Here is a 13,806-nt window from a genome sequence, read left to right as displayed (position 1 = left end):
CATCGAGCGCCGAGCTTAAAGATTATCGGCCACGGCATCGAGTTATCGGTAGCTGTCCATGCACAGCTTAGGTATTCGCCCGGATGGCTTGTGCGCTCCATACTGCTAGCGTGCAGACAAGTTTTACCAACCAAGTTGAACGCTATGAACGAAGATCAGTTCGAAGGTAAATGGGAGCGCATGAAGGGCTCGGTCCGCGAACATCTCGGGCGCCTGAACGACGACGATGTCGCTGAGGTCCAGGGCCGCCGCGAACGTCTGCTGGCCAAGATCCAGGAAAAATACGGCGACACCAAAGAAGCCGCCGAAGACAAGCTCAAGGAATTCGAGCGCAACTTCTAGACTATTTGTCGATCCCGACAAAGAGAGGCGTCATGTCCAAACAATGGATTCTGGTCGCGGATGCCGCGGCCGCTCGACTGTTTTCCCGGGACAGCGGTGGATCGCTATCGCGTGTGGATGCGTTCTATCACGATGAAAGCCGCAAGCACGAAGGCGATCTGCGTACCGGTGGCAAGGGCCAAGTCGAGGATTCGGCCGGCCATGGCGCCCACCAGGCCGATCCACAGACAGAAACCAGCGAAAAACACGCGCATCTGTTTGCCAAGGAAGTGGTCGGCCACCTCAAGTCGGGACATAACGACAATGCCTTCGAACAACTGATCCTGGTCGCCGAACCCCAGTTTTTGGGCCGGCTTCGGGACCAGCTCGACAGCCCGCTGAACCAGTGTGTGGTGGCTACCCTCGATAAAGACTGGACCGGCGAAAAAGACGCCGAAATCGAAAAGCACCTCAAATCACAGCTCAGCTAGGCCTGGGTTCGAACCCGCGTGAGTATCCACGAGTTCATGCGCCATACATAACGGCGCGCAATACTCGACAATGCAGTTATCGAACCGGTTGCGGCAACTCCTGTTTAAACCGGATAGATTCGCTGCACGACAACAACTAGGAGACGCATCATGCTCGGATGGGCCGTTGTATTTTTCATTATCGCGATCATCGCGGCAGTCTTTGGCTTCGGGGGCATCGCAGCTGGCGCTGCCGGAATCGCCAAGATTCTGTTCTTCATCTTCATCGTGCTGTTCGTGATCGCTCTGGTCGTCAACCTCGCCAAAGGGCGCGGACCTAAGCTATAGCCGATCGCATCAAAGCCGCTGGAGCAATTCAGCGGCTTTTTTTATCGGTAGACCCGAGTTTTTGAACGCTCGAAAAGACGATTCACCCAGTCTTTATGCCTAAAGTCGTTGCCGAGCGCTTTGGCCACTGCTGCACCACGGTTTGCCCGAAGGCCTTGGCTTAGACGGCGGGGGACGCTGCAGTCGAATATAGTCTGGTAGGCCACACGATCGGCCAGAGGCCAAGGCGAGCGCCGGTGCTAGTGTTCCGACTGTTCGGAGGTGTGGTCGTTCTGTGGGTTCGCTGCCAGCCAGATCCGCACCAGATGCGCCAACGAATCGGCCTGCAGTTTTTGCATAATATGCACGCGATGGGTTTCGACGGTCCGCGCACTGATGCCCAGATCCGCAGCCACCTGCTTATTCGCTTGGCCGTCGACAATACCCATCAACACCTGCTTTTCGCGCGGCGTGAGGGTATCGATCAAGGCGGCCCGCTGGCGCGCGTCTCGCTGCAGACGTTCGTTCAGATCGCTGGCCTGCGACAACTCACTGAGCTCATTGAGCAGATGGTCTGGATCGAACGGCTTTTCCATGAAATCGACCGCGCCCAGCCGCATCGCCTCCACGGCGTGTTCGATATCGCCATAGGCGCTCATCATCAGCACATCGACCGGCACTTGGCGGGCAATCAGCTCTTTTTGCAGGGTAATGCCATCCATATCCTGCAGCCGTAGGTCGATCAGGACACAGCCGGTGGCAGTGTCGCAGCGATCCAAAAAGGCGGAACCGCTGGAATAGCAGTAGACCGGATATTCCGAACCGCGCACCAGAGTCTTCATCGACTCCCGCACGCCGGGATCATCGTCTACGATATGGACAGCAAAATCATTACGCATAGCGGCTTCCGCCCGTCGGGACGTATCCCCCGTTCGCCGACAGTATGGCTGTGAAAGGCATATAGTATTGCCCCGCCGACCGTTTCGCCACCGTTTCCAGTTCAGCATGCCGCAGCCTCGTCACAGCACCCAGGTATTGCCCGACAATCTCGAATCTGCGCATGCGCAGATTATCGAGCTCCGCCAAGAGGCCGAGCGGCATCGACAGCGCGCCGAGGCTTCCGAACGGGATACGCGATGCTTTCGCGAGCTCGCCGAGCATATCCGCGAAGTCTTCTGGATGACCAACCCGCTCGGGGATCGGCTGATCTATATCAGCCCGGCCTATGAACAGATCTGGGGGCAGACCTGTGACAGTCTGTACGAGGATCCGGGCCGGCGTCTGGCCTGGGTGCATGACGACGATCGTGAACGCGTACTCAAGGCGTTTCTTCGCGACGGCGCCAAGGGCGACTACGACGAAACGTTTCGGATCACTCGGCCAGACGGCGAAATCCGCTGGATCCGCGATCGGGCGTTCCCTGTCTATGACGAGCACGGCGAGATCTATCGCCTGGCCGGTTTCGCGCTCGATCTGACTGCCAAGATCGAAAACCACGACCGCGTCTCGGAATTGCAGAACCTCATCGCCATGCGCGAGCGCATCAGCGTCTTTGCTTCGCTCGGTACGGGCCTGGCGCACGATCTTGGTCAACCCCTGACCTCGGCGCGCAACTTCATTGCCCATGCACTGAACCAGGCTCAGCAGGGCAATGCCGATAACGCCGACCTCATGGCCCGGGCTCAATACCAGGTCGAGCGCGCCAGCGCCATCGTACGCCACCTGCGCGATTTCGCCCGCAAGGGCCGGCCGACGATCAGCCGCGAACCCTTGCATCCAGTGCTCAGCGAAGTCTTTGACCTGCTCGAGCCAACGTTCCGAGCCGAGCGCATTGCCTATACTTGGCCGCAGGACGAAAACTTCGGCAGCCTGCAACTGCCGATGGACCGCATTTTTACCCAGCAGGTCCTGCGCAATCTAATCAGCAACGCCATCGAAGCCCTGTCCGATTCGGCAAGGCCGGCCGACGAACGACACATCACACTGACCATCGACGCCGACCATATCGACCATATCGATATCCAGATCTCGGATAACGGCGACGGCATCGGCGATGACATCGATCTGTTCACACCGTTCATGACGACCAAACGTAACGGCCTGGGCCTGGGTCTGAGTGTCAGCCGCTCGCTGGCGCGCAGCCATGGCGGCGATCTGATGGTGATCTGTCGCGGGCCACGCGCCGGCGGCCCCACCACCTTCTTATTGCGATTGCCGCGTCGGCTCGGCACGGGCTGAGCCGGGCGCTCTCTCTAACGCGGCGGGTGCATGATCCGCATGAGCACCGCCAGGCCTAGCCCGTAGCTTCCATTCAGTGCCATCTCGATACCCACACGGTGAAGAGTCATGCCGGCGATCAATGCCTGAACCGAGCCGCCCAGGACGAGCGGTACAACGGTTAGGGCCACCGCCGATAACAGGATGGCCGAAAGGATTATGGCCCCGACATAGTAGCCCGCCGCTTCGGCGTGGCGGATCAGAAACCAGATCACGAGCCCCCAGAGCCCGCCCCAGAGCGCCAGCGCCAGCACTTCGGGTATGCCAAGCAACGGCGCAGGGGTCATGGACCAGGCCATGGCCGAGATCACCTGAGCGCGATCGAGGAGCCAGAGCAAACCCTGGTGAAAGGTCAGCATGGCGATGAAACCGGCAATGAACGCCTTGATGAACGCGAACATGGCATGTCTCCAGACAACGGGGTCGATAAGCGGAAGGCGAGATTGTACGGATATGATTCGGCGCTGTACCGTTCAACTGACGTTTTCAGATGAGCAGCGATACGATCGAGGCCAGGCAGAAGCCTGGCTTAGCGCTCGGCTGATGCCTAGCCCTCTGATGACCAAACGCTGACCGTATCTGCATTCTGGTTGAATAGGCGCCGGCGAGCCTGCTCGGATTTCGGCTGACCGCCCCGCCACTGCTTGCCGAGATCCACGCCGCGCTGGACCGCCGGACGCGCCTTGATACGCTGGCGCCAGGCCGCGACCTGTGGAAACTCATCCAGCGGCTGCCCCATCGCCTTGGCGATCAACACCCAGGGCCAGTTCACGATATCCGCGATGGTATACGTCTCGCCCACCAGATACGTACGCTCGACCAGGCGCCGTTCGAGCACGCCCAGACAGCGATGGTATTCGCCGCGATAGCGCCGCTCCGAATACGGGTGGTCGCCCGGCGCATAGTTGACGAAATGGCTCATCTGCCCGCCCATCGGCCCGAGATTGCCAACCTGCCAGAACAGCCATTCATCGATCTCTTTTCGCTGCCGCCGATCCTCTGGATAGAAACAGCCTGTCTTGTCGGCCAGATAACGGGCAATGGCGGCCGATTCGAATACCGGCAACGGCTCGTTGCCGTAGGCCGGCGGCGGCGCATGATCGACGATCGCCGGCATGCGGTTGTTCGGCGATATCGCCAGAAACGCCGGCTCGAACTGATCCCCGGCGTTGATATCCACTGGAATGGTTATGTATTCGAGCCCGAGCTCCGCGAGCAGGATCGAGATTTTCCAACCGTTTGGCGTTGGCCAGTAATAGAAATCGATCATGTCGTGCCCTCATCGGTGGCCGCTGCGCCTTCGGCGATCAGCCGCTCGATGGCCGCCGCGTCGTAGCCGGCATCATGCAACACCGACCGGCTGTCGGCACCGAGGCGCGGCGCACCACGGGCCGGATGCCCGGGCATGGCTGAAAAACGCGCCGCCGGCCGCGCCTGGCGCAGCGTACCGGCCACCGGATGTTCGTTGTATTCGACGATCTCATTGGCCACGATCTGTTCGTGATCGACAAGCTCGCTACGGGTCAACACCGGAGCACAGGGCACGCCGTAATCGGTCAGGCGTTCGAGCCAGTATTCGGCACTCGCCTCGGCCAGCCGCTCCTGGGTCAACTCCAGGCGTGCATTGACGTTGTCTTGTCGATCGGCGGCCGTGGCAAAGCGGGGATCGTCGCGCCACTGCGGCGTATCCAAAGCTGCGGTCAGCGCCTGCCATTCCTTGTCGTTCTGGACCGCGACACTGATATAGCCTGTGGTGGTCGCATAGATCAGATCGATGAAGCTGGCCGCCGCGGACTGTGGCATTTCATCGCCCACGAAGGTCTGGCTGTTCATATCCGAATGCCAGAGAAAATCGATTACCGCATCGAGCATGGACACCCGGACATGCTGGCCGGGCGCACCCCGCTCGCGCGCCAGCAACGCCGCAGTGATCGCCTGGGCCGCCACATAACCGGTCAGCTTGTCCGGCACGATGGTGCGCACCAGCCGCGGCCTGGCGTCATCAGCGCCGCCCTGGATGCTTGCCAGTCCGGACAGCGCCTGGACCAGCGGATCGTAGACCGGCTTGCTCGCATAGGGCCCGGCATCGCCGAAACCACTGATCGAGACATAAATGATCTCGGGTGCAACCGCCCGTACCGACGGTTCGTCAATACCCATACGTTCGGCCACACCGGGACGAAAGTTCTGCACAAATACGTCCGCGGTCGCCAGCAGATCCTTGAGTGCGGTCAGGCCAGCCTCGTGCTTGAGGTTGAGCGCGAGCGAACGCTTGTTGCGATTATTATTGAGAAAACTGGCTGCCATGCCGGCCCGTCGATTGGACGCCAGACGGGTGAAATCACCCACGCCCGGGCGCTCGATCTTGATCACATCCGCCCCCTGATCGGCCAGCTGCATCGTGGCCAATGGCCCGGACACCATCGCGGTGGTATCGACAACGCGATACCCGTCTAGAGGCTGCTTCATGGTATTCAGTGTAGGCCGGCCCGCCGGGCCTTGAAAGACCCATCGCCAGAGCCGAACCTTTTAGAAAACGGCAGCCTCCGGCTGGGCTATACTCGGCGATCCTGGGTAGTCCACAATCTACCCTCGAGGCTCAGAAAAATAGGACTTAAGGAGAAAACGTGAGCAAGAAGATTTCGATGTTGCTGATCGCTGCCGCCCTCGGCCTGACCACGGTCACGCTGTCTGCCTGCGGCGACAACGACGGCCCGGCCGAAGAAGCCGGCGAAAATATCGACAACGCCGCCGATAACGCATCGGATGCCGCTGACGACGCTGCCGATAACGTCTCCGATGCGGCGGATGATGCCGCTGACAGCACCGAGGACGCGGCCGACGACACCGCCGACGAACTCGACGATGCGACGGATAACAACTAAGTAGTTAAAACGGCGACCCTGGGTCGCTACGTCGTATCGAGCCCGTCGGGCATTGGCCCGGCGGGCTTTTTTATCGTCGGTACAGGGCATACAGCGGATTGCACGGCGATACCAATGCACCTCGCTGGCCGGATACCGACTCTGGGCCCATAGCAGACGTCCCGGTTATCACGCCTGTTTCAGCCGCGCCCCGCGCGCAATCGCCTGGGCTGGCCTGCTCAGCGTCTATTCCCTCGATCGTATCGACACCTCGGGGTTGGCTGCCGAAAAAAAAGCCGCTGTCTCGAAAGACAGCGGCTTGAGGGACGAAACGAGCCCGTCTCAGGGCTCTTTTAAGCCGCCGGAGCCGGCTCCTTGGCCTTGCCCCGCTTGCCGGCATACTGCGCCTTCGAACCAGGCAACGGACGATTGGCGGTTTCCGGAATCAGCAGTATTGGTATTAACGCAATGCCTGCAGCAAGCATCAGATAGAAGGCCGGCACCGATTTGTTGCCGGTGACCCCGATCAGCCACTGGATGAGATACGGCGCCGTACCGCCGAATGCGGCCGTCGAGATGTTGTAGGCAATCGCGAAGCCACCGTAACGCACGTTGGTCGGAAAAATCGCCGGCAGGGTCGCCGGCATGGTTCCGGCCAAGGCCACCGTCAACAGACCCAGGATGACCAGCCCGATGATCACGCCCCAGACGGCCGTCGTCTGAAGCAGCAAAAACGCCGGCCACGACAACAATATGAAGCCAAGGCAAGTGCCGACCAGCACCGGTTTGCGCCCAACCCGATCGGACAGGCCGCCGAACAGATAGATCACGCACATCATGCCGACCATCGTGACCACCAACAGCAGGGTCGACTCGATCGAGCCGATATCCAGCTCCGAGGTCAGATAGGACGGCAGATAGGTCAGGATCGTGTAATAGGCCACGTTGAGAATCAGGACCAAACCCACGCATAGGAACAACTGGCGCAGATGGTTCGTCACCAGATTACCGAACGAGCCCTTGGCCTCGCCTTCTTCCTTAACCGCCTCGAACGCCGGGCTGTCTTCGAGCTTGAGCCGCAGATATAGACCGAACAATCCCAGCGGCGCAGCACACAAAAACGGGATACGCCAGCCCCAGTCCTTAAACGCGGCATCACCGAGAAGCAGCTGCGTACCCAACACCAGTAGCGCACCGATGATATAGCCGCCCAACGTGCCGAATTCCAGGAAACTGGCCAAAAACCCTCGATTTCGGTCGGGCGAATATTCGCAGATGAAGGTCGCTGCACCGCCGTATTCGCCGCCGGTCGAAAAGCCCTGTATCAAGCGTGCGACCACCAGCAAGATCGGGGCCCAGATCCCGATGGTTTCGAAACTCGGTAATACGCCGATTACGAAGGTGCCGACCGACATCATAATGATAGTGGTCGCCAACACCGCAGAGCGGCCTACTTTATCCCCCAGCGGCCCAAAAAACAGACCGCCCAACGGTCGCACCGCAAACGCTACGGCAAAACCGGCAAACGCCGCGAGCAGCGAAGCTGAACTGCTGTGCGACGGAAAAAATACCTGTCCGATCGTCGCTGCCATATAGGAATAGACGCTGAAATCGAACCATTCCAGAGCATTACCCATACCTGCTGCGACGACTGCCTTCTGGACATCATCGGAATCGACAGAAAAGCTGTCGTCAGTCGTATCACTCATTCATTTATCCGGGTCATGCCCTGATTTATAGAGAATTCGTTTTTTGAAACTAGCAGTATTGGCGACACCATACAACGAACCTGAAAGCGCCCTAAGCCATATCCATCAGAGCTTTCGGCGTGGCCCGGTCAGGCCCGGCAGAAGCACGGACGACAATCATTCGGGATTTGTAAAAATAATCAGTAATATTACTTACAGACCAATGGCTAGGCATTCGATAACGCTCTCTTGTGAACATTCGGGTCCACCCGTATCGTGAAGTCACGATCTCAATACGAAGGAGTGATCAATGCCAGTACGTAAAGCCAATGCTAAATGGCAGGGCGATCTCAAATCCGGCAAGGGCAACATGGCGTTGGGCAGTGGTGCCTTTGAAGGCCAGTTCTCTTATACGACCCGCTTTGAGGAAGGCAACGGCACCAACCCGGAAGAACTCGTGGGCGCGGCACATGCCGGCTGTTTCTCGATGCAGTTCTCGGCCATGCTGGCTGCTGACGGGCATACTCCGGACTCGATCGAAACCGAGGCCAAGGTGCATTTCTCGACCAGCGATACGCCGACCATCGAACGGATCGAGTTGATCTGCCACGGCCAGGTTCCCGGCATCGATCAAACCACCTTCGAGCAAACCGCCAACAAGGCCAAGGATGCCTGCCCGGTCTCGCGTCTGTACCAGGGGGCGACCATCGAGCTGCAGGCCACGCTCGACAACTAGGGCCAAACGCCGCGATACCGCGTATATAAGCCGGGCTCTGAGCCCGGCTTTTGCATGCCGCTGCTTGCCTTCGGCCGAACGGCGATCGCGGCCGCCAAACTAAAGCGAGCCGCCGATCTCGAGGATCGGCATTGTATTTTGGCTGATCGTCTCAAAGTTTGAGGACTCAGCAACGCACACAAGCACTCCAACCTAGAGAGGCCAACATGCAAGCGCAGCGCGACAACGTCGTCAGCATCCATTACGTCCTGCGCGACACCGAGGGCGAAGTCATCGATCAGTCGGCTGAAGGCCAGCCGCTGTCGTATCTCCATGGCCACGACAACATCGTGCCGGGCCTGGAAAAAGCTCTCGAAGGTCATGCCGAGGGCGAAGAAGTTCAGACCACGATCGAGCCGGACGAAGGGTATGGCCCCTATCGCGACGAGCTGGTCCAGAAGGTCAACCGCGAAGCTTTCCAGGGCGTCGATGAACTGGCCCCGGGCATGAGCTTCCGTGCCGAGTCCGATGCCGGTCCCATGATCGTGACCATCAAGGAAGTCGACGGTGAGGAAGTTACGGTCGACGGCAACCACGTTCTGGCTGGCCAGACGCTGGATTTCACGGTCAATATCGCCGATGTCCGTCAGGCTACGGAAACCGAAATCGAGCACGGCCACGTGCACGATGACGGCGAGCATAGCCACGAATAAAACGGTCGAAACCGCCGTTCTTGTCTATTCGAGGAGTTCGACATGAGTGATCCGGTTCTGTTGATCACCGGTGGCTCCACCGGCATCGGAGCTGCGACCGCGCGGGCCGCGGTCGACCAGGGCTATCGGGTGGCGCTCGCCGCGCGTACGGCGTCCAAGCTCGACTCCTTGGTCGCCGAACTCGGCGGCGAAGGGCAGGCTTTGGCGATCACCTGCGATGTGACCGACAAGGCCTCGCAGCAGGCGATGGTCGATACCACGCTTGCTCAGTTCGGTCGCATCGACGCGGTATTCGCTAATGCCGGCATCGGTGGCAAGCCTGGTGGATTCTGCGGCGCCGACTCGGATGTCTGGAAGGATATGATTCTGACCAACGTCTACGGCGTCGGTCTGACCATCCAGTGCACGGCCGAGGCCCTCAAGGCTTCGCGCGGGCATCTGCTGATCACAGGTTCTGCAGCCGGACGGACCACGATCCCTGGGTCGATGTACAGCGCAACCAAATGGGCCGTTTCGGCCATCGGCTACGGGGTTCGCGAAGAACTGCGTGGCACCGGTATTCGCACCACGCTAATCGAACCCGGCATGGTTGATACGCCGTTTTTCGATGAGCAGCCAGAACATGCCTTGACCGACCGCGACATCGCGAACTCGGTCATGTATGCCCTGGCACAGCCGTCCAGTGTGGACGTCAACGAAATCCTGGTTCGACCCACGCCGCCGCTCGAAGACTAGAACGGCTGATATGACCGGCTATGGGCCGCCTTCGGATTCGAAGGCGGCTTTTTTATGTCGCGCCCCTGCCCTGGCCGCTGTTTTTGCACCCTGTCACTGCTGCTCAATGCCGGTACGTGCCAAATCCCATTATTCAGTGCACTGCTCGTGCCCTGTTCCCGGCTTATGGTATGACCAGCAGATAACCGGCGATCCAGCCGCGTAACCCATTTTCGGTGCGTATACGCCGCCAACCGTTGCGTTCGCCGAGCAGTTGCACCTCGTCACCCCGATAAAGCTGGCCTACGACGTTGGCACCGCCGGCTGCCCGGGCCCGTACATTGGCTGCCGCGACCCCGACTCGGGCGGTTTTAGCCGTTTCTTCGCTCGACGCCTGGGGCTGCGATTCTTCATCGTCGGTCGAGCCGGCGATCATGGACAAATCGCCTGCCTCTGGTTTGGAAGCGTTGGACTGCTCGGCCGCATCGGCAGGAGCTGGCGCAGCAGCCGGCGCGCGTTCCGAAGTCGCCGGGTTCGTCACCAGATCCTGTTCTATATCTTGTGACGACGTGGCCGCTGAGGGAGCCGGCACAGACTCGGTCGGTGCAGTCGTACGCTCGGGCGCGGCCGGGGGCGGGACACGACTACGCACCACCTTCGGCGTCGAGGGCTCAGCGGGCTGTGTCTGCGTTTCTGGCCGGGTGTCGCGCGGCTGGTCCGTAGGCTGGCGAGCCTCGGCTTGTTCTGCCTGGGATGCCACGGGCTCGGCCGCAGAACGCGCGGCCGTGGACGGGGCTTGGCTCGGCGTATCGTCGGATCCGGTCTCGGTAGTTTGGGCTGCGGCCGACTCGCTCGCGTCAGGCGCCGACGCGCCCTCGGCAGCCAGTGGTGCCTGGGTCTCGGAGAGCAGGAAATTGGCCACCCAGCCGGTCGTGTAGCTGTTCGGCAACAGGATCTGACTCCAATCGTCCCGGCGAGCCAACACCACGGCGATCGTATCGCTGTCGAGATGCCGCACCACACGGGCCTCACGATTGGGTTGATCGCGAACATTGACGTCGTCCGCATTGACGTGAATATGTGGGAGGCCGCGGGTGATACGCGGCAGATTCTCGATCGCCGCGCTATTGCCGGCCGCTGCCGCCCGCGCGGTCCAAAACGCGGCCTTGCCAGTATTCTGGGGCACGCCCTCGCCTTTCATGTACAACACGGCGAGATTGTTCTGCGAGGCCGCCTGGCCATCATCTGCTCCGCGTCGGAACCAATGCGCGGCCTTGCTCGGATCACGGGCCATCCCTTTGCCGGCCTCATACATGATGCCGAGGTTGTGTTCGGCACGCCCATAATGCTGTGCGGCCGCTTTTTCATACCACTGCCGTGCCTGAGCGTAGTCCTGTTCGACGCCGTAGCCCTGGTCGTAGAGCACGCCCATATTGTATTGCGCGCTGGCATCGCCGTTCTCGGCCAGCGGCCGGTTCTCCCGAAGCACCTGCTGGGCTTTCTGGGCGCTAGGCACCTGCGGCGGCTCAGCGCGTTGGCCAAACGCCGCCCCGGGCGCTGCAATCGAGCCAAGCACAAGCAGGAAGAATAGCCGGGCACGTGGCCTCGCGCGCATTGATCGGTCCTTTAAAACAGGCAGCAATAGGCTCGGCTACGTTACCCTCGGCTCGGCTCGAACGCGACCCCCACCATGGGCGCAAAGCCGACCGGGTGACAGCCGGTCTTCGGGCAGGGCAAGCCCCATACCCGGCGCAGCTATCCGGAAATCGCGACACCCTATGTTGCTATCCTGCAGGCTGGCCCCGGCCGGCTCCGATCGGTGCGGGGTACATCGGTCATCATAGATCGTGCCCGATCAGCCCGTAGGGTCGAGCCTTGCCCGAGCGCCTGGCCCGGCAGGCCCAGACAGACCCAGATAGGCCAACCATTTGGCGTTGTCGCCACTGTTTCCTTAAATCGCGCTCAAAGATCCGATGATTCGCCGGCTCACCGCCTCCAGCCAATACCTGTATTTGACAACCATCGGGCCAGTACTTAGACTCCTCCGGCTGAACTGAGCACAGTTCACTCATCTCTTTTGGATCCGGGCTGCATGCGCACTGCACTCTCCTGCCCTGTTTGGGCACGTCACCCTGCCCTGGCGGTCACGTTCACTGCCATCACGCTGCTGACCGGCTGCGCGGTCGGCCCGGATTATCAGGCGCCGACCGCTCCGCCGAGCGATGCCTATGACATCGGTGCTCAGACCAAGGGCGACGTCAACCCGAAAAGCGGGCGCGAAGGCATTCCCAAACAAGCCTTTGAACGGGCCGCGGCCGTTCGATCCGATTGGTACCGGGTATTCGACTCCGACAAGCTCGATACGCTGATCGGCCAGGCGATCAACAACAGCCCTACGCTGGCTGCCGGCCGGGCCCGAATTAAGGCCGCCGAAGAGGTCGTCAACGAAAACAAGGGCGCGCTTTATCCGCAGATCGGGGTCAACGCGGGGTATAGCCGCGACCGGGTGACCGGCACTCAGTTCGGCATCACATCGCCAGAGTTCACCAACGTCTTCAATCTGTATCAGGCCCAGGCCACGGCCAGCTACGACCTCGATCTGTTCGGCAAGACCCGGCGTCGTATTGAACGCAGCAATGCCCGGCTCGATGAGCAGCGTTTTCAGGTGATCAACATCTACGTCACCCTTATTAACAATGTGGTGGCGACCGCGATCGCCGAAGCCGGGGTCAACGCCGCGATCCAGACGACCCGCGATATTGCCGAAAGCCAAGCCAATGCACTGGAGATCGTCAAAAAACAGATCCAGTACGGTACGGCAATCGATGCCGACGCGACCCAGATCCGGACCCAGCTGGCCCGAACTCGGGCCTCGCTCGAACCGCTGCTCAAGCAAAAAGCACTGGCGGTCAATCGCCTGGCTGTGCTGGTCGGCTCGAACCCCGGCACCTTCGAGAATCCGAATTTCACGCTCGATGAGCTACGCCTGCCACAGGAGCTGCCGGTCAGCGTGCCGAGTCAGCTGGTCAAACAGCGCCCGGATATCCTGGCTGCGACCAGCGCAGTGCATGCGGCCAGTGCCCAGATCGGCGTAGCTACGGCCAATCTGCTGCCAGACCTAAGCATCAGCGGCTCCTATAGCCGCTCGACGCTCACGCCGGCCGATTTGACCGATCCTGCCTTCGCCCTTTACTCGCTGGGGGCCTCGCTCAGTGCTCCGCTGTTTACCGGCGGGCGGCTCCGAGCCGCCAAGCGCCAAGCCAAGGACCTCTACGTGGCGGCCTTGGCCGACTATCGCGCGACCAGCCTATCGGCGTTCGGCGAGGTCGCCAACAGCCTGCGCTCGATCGAGGCCGATGCACGCGCACTCGATGCCCAGCGGACCGCCTTGAACGCTGCCCGCAACAACCTCAAGACCGTGCGCACCCAGCTACGAAACGGCGCCGCCGACTATGTCAATCTGTATACCGCGCAATCGCAATACCAGAGCGCCGAACTGGCGTTCACCGAGGCCCGAGTGACCCGCTACCGCGACACAGCGGATCTGTTCCGGGCCCTGGGCGGTGGCTGGTCTAATGCCGAACAATCACCGCTGGCTGGCATGACCTCGGCGTCCGAAGATCGAGCCGATTCGGCGTCTTCGACTCGTTACGACTAGACACCTATCCCTTCCTGGCCCTGGCTGGCCGACGAAGCGCTGCCCGCGACCATGCCCCA

The 13,806-nt window shown here is 60.7% G+C and carries 15 protein-coding genes; 9 read left to right on the top strand and 6 right to left on the bottom strand.

Going from position 1 to position 13,806, the window contains the following annotated elements; all coding sequences use genetic code 11:
• Positions 1-144 precede the first annotated feature (144 nt).
• The 3 genes from V5738_RS03385 to V5738_RS03375 all read left to right on the top strand — a co-directional run bounded on the left by V5738_RS03385 (position 145) and on the right by V5738_RS03375 (position 1,139).
• Entirely contained in the window at positions 145-342 is a 198-nt protein-coding gene (locus V5738_RS03385; RefSeq protein ID WP_423822999.1) for a CsbD family protein, read from the top strand.
• A 32-nt stretch (positions 343-374) separates the two neighbouring features.
• Complete coding sequence (locus V5738_RS03380; protein ID WP_423822998.1) at positions 375-812, top strand: host attachment protein; 438 nt, start codon at positions 375-377, stop codon at positions 810-812.
• 150 nt (positions 813-962) lie between these two features.
• Entirely contained in the window at positions 963-1,139 is a 177-nt protein-coding gene (locus V5738_RS03375; protein WP_423822997.1) for a DUF1328 domain-containing protein, read from the top strand.
• A gap of 239 nt (positions 1,140-1,378) precedes the next feature.
• Here V5738_RS03375 and V5738_RS03370 read toward each other — a convergent pair whose 3' ends face one another.
• Positions 1,379-2,017, bottom strand: a complete 639-nt coding sequence (locus V5738_RS03370; protein ID WP_423822996.1) for a response regulator transcription factor — start codon at positions 2,015-2,017, stop codon at positions 1,379-1,381.
• Between the two features lie 106 nt (positions 2,018-2,123).
• Here V5738_RS03370 and V5738_RS03365 point away from each other — a divergent pair, with 106 nt between their 5' ends.
• Complete coding sequence (locus V5738_RS03365) at positions 2,124-3,356, top strand: sensor histidine kinase (RefSeq protein WP_423822995.1); 1,233 nt, start codon at positions 2,124-2,126, stop codon at positions 3,354-3,356.
• Between the two features lie 14 nt (positions 3,357-3,370).
• Here V5738_RS03365 and V5738_RS03360 read toward each other — a convergent pair whose 3' ends face one another.
• The 3 genes from V5738_RS03360 to V5738_RS03350 all read right to left on the bottom strand — a co-directional run bounded on the left by V5738_RS03360 (position 3,371) and on the right by V5738_RS03350 (position 5,864).
• A complete protein-coding gene (locus V5738_RS03360; RefSeq protein ID WP_423822994.1) occupies positions 3,371-3,796 on the bottom strand; it encodes a hypothetical protein in 426 nt (141 codons plus the stop codon).
• 146 nt (positions 3,797-3,942) lie between these two features.
• A complete protein-coding gene (locus tag V5738_RS03355; RefSeq protein WP_423822993.1) occupies positions 3,943-4,665 on the bottom strand; it encodes a glutathione S-transferase family protein in 723 nt (240 codons plus the stop codon).
• On the bottom strand, positions 4,662-5,864 hold the full coding sequence (locus tag V5738_RS03350; protein ID WP_423822992.1) for a CaiB/BaiF CoA transferase family protein: 1,203 nt from the start codon (positions 5,862-5,864) through the stop codon (positions 4,662-4,664). The genes V5738_RS03355 and V5738_RS03350 overlap by 4 nt, the downstream gene beginning before the upstream one ends.
• Before the next feature lie 158 nt (positions 5,865-6,022).
• Here V5738_RS03350 and V5738_RS03345 point away from each other — a divergent pair, with 158 nt between their 5' ends.
• Positions 6,023-6,280, top strand: coding sequence for a hypothetical protein (locus V5738_RS03345; RefSeq protein WP_423822991.1), 258 nt, complete (start codon positions 6,023-6,025; stop codon positions 6,278-6,280).
• Positions 6,281-6,612: 332 nt separating this feature from the next.
• On the opposite strand, the gene V5738_RS03340 is transcribed toward V5738_RS03345, so the two are convergent.
• The gene (locus tag V5738_RS03340) at positions 6,613-7,968 is read right to left on the bottom strand and encodes an MFS transporter (RefSeq protein ID WP_423822990.1); all 1,356 of its coding nucleotides are present in this window, start codon (positions 7,966-7,968) and stop codon (positions 6,613-6,615) included.
• Between the two features lie 289 nt (positions 7,969-8,257).
• Between V5738_RS03340 and V5738_RS03335 the strand changes: the two genes are divergently transcribed.
• The 3 genes from V5738_RS03335 to V5738_RS03325 all read left to right on the top strand — a co-directional run bounded on the left by V5738_RS03335 (position 8,258) and on the right by V5738_RS03325 (position 10,110).
• Positions 8,258-8,683, top strand: coding sequence for an OsmC family protein (locus V5738_RS03335; protein WP_423822989.1), 426 nt, complete (start codon positions 8,258-8,260; stop codon positions 8,681-8,683).
• Between the two features lie 206 nt (positions 8,684-8,889).
• The gene (locus tag V5738_RS03330; protein ID WP_423822988.1) at positions 8,890-9,375 is read left to right on the top strand and encodes an FKBP-type peptidyl-prolyl cis-trans isomerase; all 486 of its coding nucleotides are present in this window, start codon (positions 8,890-8,892) and stop codon (positions 9,373-9,375) included.
• A gap of 42 nt (positions 9,376-9,417) precedes the next feature.
• Positions 9,418-10,110, top strand: a complete 693-nt coding sequence (locus V5738_RS03325; protein WP_423822987.1) for an SDR family oxidoreductase — start codon at positions 9,418-9,420, stop codon at positions 10,108-10,110.
• 163 nt (positions 10,111-10,273) lie between these two features.
• Here V5738_RS03325 and V5738_RS03320 read toward each other — a convergent pair whose 3' ends face one another.
• Positions 10,274-11,704 (bottom strand): SH3 domain-containing protein, encoded by a 1,431-nt coding sequence (locus V5738_RS03320; protein WP_423822986.1) that lies wholly within the window; start codon positions 11,702-11,704, stop codon positions 10,274-10,276.
• A 477-nt stretch (positions 11,705-12,181) separates the two neighbouring features.
• Here V5738_RS03320 and V5738_RS03315 point away from each other — a divergent pair, with 477 nt between their 5' ends.
• Complete coding sequence (locus tag V5738_RS03315; RefSeq protein WP_423822985.1) at positions 12,182-13,747, top strand: efflux transporter outer membrane subunit; 1,566 nt, start codon at positions 12,182-12,184, stop codon at positions 13,745-13,747.
• The last annotated feature ends 59 nt before the right edge of the window (positions 13,748-13,806 follow it).

This window comes from Salinisphaera sp. SPP-AMP-43, from assembly GCF_049568105.1.
Taxonomy (GTDB): domain Bacteria; phylum Pseudomonadota; class Gammaproteobacteria; order Nevskiales; family Salinisphaeraceae; genus Salinisphaera.
The sequence above is the reverse complement of the archived record's forward strand: the minus strand, read 5'-3'. Positions and strand labels throughout refer to the sequence as shown.

Coding starts and splice junctions, on each gene's coding strand:
- V5738_RS03365 (WP_423822995.1), top strand. CDS start 2,124: ATGCCGCAGCCTCGTCACAGCACCCAGGTATTGCCCGACAATCTCGAA.
- V5738_RS03360 (WP_423822994.1), bottom strand. CDS start 3,796: ATGTTCGCGTTCATCAAGGCGTTCATTGCCGGTTTCATCGCCATGCTG.
- V5738_RS03330 (WP_423822988.1), top strand. CDS start 8,890: ATGCAAGCGCAGCGCGACAACGTCGTCAGCATCCATTACGTCCTGCGC.
- V5738_RS03340 (WP_423822990.1), bottom strand. CDS start 7,968: ATGAGTGATACGACTGACGACAGCTTTTCTGTCGATTCCGATGATGTC.
- V5738_RS03335 (WP_423822989.1), top strand. CDS start 8,258: ATGCCAGTACGTAAAGCCAATGCTAAATGGCAGGGCGATCTCAAATCC.
- V5738_RS03370 (WP_423822996.1), bottom strand. CDS start 2,017: ATGCGTAATGATTTTGCTGTCCATATCGTAGACGATGATCCCGGCGTG.
- V5738_RS03315 (WP_423822985.1), top strand. CDS start 12,182: ATGCGCACTGCACTCTCCTGCCCTGTTTGGGCACGTCACCCTGCCCTG.
- V5738_RS03380 (WP_423822998.1), top strand. CDS start 375: ATGTCCAAACAATGGATTCTGGTCGCGGATGCCGCGGCCGCTCGACTG.
- V5738_RS03350 (WP_423822992.1), bottom strand. CDS start 5,864: ATGAAGCAGCCTCTAGACGGGTATCGCGTTGTCGATACCACCGCGATG.
- V5738_RS03355 (WP_423822993.1), bottom strand. CDS start 4,665: ATGATCGATTTCTATTACTGGCCAACGCCAAACGGTTGGAAAATCTCG.
- V5738_RS03385 (WP_423822999.1), top strand. CDS start 145: ATGAACGAAGATCAGTTCGAAGGTAAATGGGAGCGCATGAAGGGCTCG.
- V5738_RS03325 (WP_423822987.1), top strand. CDS start 9,418: ATGAGTGATCCGGTTCTGTTGATCACCGGTGGCTCCACCGGCATCGGA.
- V5738_RS03375 (WP_423822997.1), top strand. CDS start 963: ATGCTCGGATGGGCCGTTGTATTTTTCATTATCGCGATCATCGCGGCA.
- V5738_RS03320 (WP_423822986.1), bottom strand. CDS start 11,704: ATGCGCGCGAGGCCACGTGCCCGGCTATTCTTCCTGCTTGTGCTTGGC.